The 1,165-nt window shown below is 31.7% G+C and carries 1 protein-coding gene; it reads left to right on the forward strand.

Features of this window, described 5'->3' with window-relative positions; all coding sequences use genetic code 11:
• Window positions 1–839, forward strand: an 839-nt coding sequence (locus JOC47_RS15250) for a reverse transcriptase domain-containing protein (protein ID WP_275579443.1), incomplete at its 5' end; no start/stop codon positions are given.
• Window positions 840–1,165: the final 326 nt, after the last annotated feature.

Raw genomic sequence — 1,165 nt, forward strand, 5'->3', positions numbered from 1 at the left:
TAGAAAAGGCAATAATAAGTGGGAAAAGAAAAGTAATAGACTTAGATTTATCAAATTACTTTGATACAGTAAAACATCATATACTACTAGCTAAAGTTGCAGAGCGAGTAATAGATAAAGATGTAATGCATCTGATAAATTTGGTACTAAAAGCTAGTGGTAAAGAGGGAGTACCCCAGGGAGGAGTAATTTCTCCATTATTTGCTAATCTATATTTAAATGAAGTTGATAGAATGCTTGAAAGAGCAACAGAAGCAACAAAGAGTAAAGGGAGATATACTGAGGTAGAATATGCCCGTTTTGCAGATGACATTGTAATAGCAGTATCTAGTCATCAAGGTATGACCTGGTTACTTCCAAAAGTAGTGAAAAGGCTGAAAGAAGAATTGGACAAGATACAAGTTAAAGTAAATAAAGAAAAGACTAGGGTAGTAAATTTAGAAAAAGGAGATTCAATAAATTTTCTAGGGTTTACTATAAAAAGACGGAAAACTTTCAGCGGAAAATGGGGAGTGTTGACAACTCCTCAAATTAAGAAAAGAACAAAGTTACTACAGAAAGTAAAGGAAGTAGTTCAAAGGCATAGAACAACAGGTATATTCGCAGGTATGATAGGAGAATTAAATTCTGTACTAAGAGGTTGGGTTAATTACTTTTCTATAGGAAATTCAGAGAATTGTTTTTCCTATATCAAAGATTATGTAGAAAAGAAAGTAAGAAGGTATCTAATGAAGCAGCGGGGGAAAAAGGGATATGGCTGGAAACGATGGAGTAGCAATTGGTTATATAATGAGGTAGGTTTATTTGATGATTATGAAGTAGCTCATTATAAACCATAGTGAAAGTTAGTCCAGCTTAAACTTATAGAATTTAAGATGAAATTAATAGGAAAGCCGAGTACGGGAGAACCGTACGCACGGTTTGAAGAGGCGGGGTTTGGGAATTTGATAAGGTTGAGATATTGTCAACTATTAAACAATTTCAATTTAGGAATCATTCTTAATTATTTAAAATAATAATCATTGCATAGCTGAGTGAAAGATTTCACAAAAAATATTATTATGGTTCTTCTTAAATAGGATAATTAGTTTTTCATTGATTTATTATTAACTATTAAGCAATCCAATTGACTTGTTTTAAATGATATTCTGAATCATATTTAGTT

The sequence above is a fragment of the Halanaerobacter jeridensis genome (assembly GCF_016908315.1).
GTDB lineage: Bacteria > Bacillota > Halanaerobiia > Halobacteroidales > Halobacteroidaceae > Halanaerobacter > Halanaerobacter jeridensis.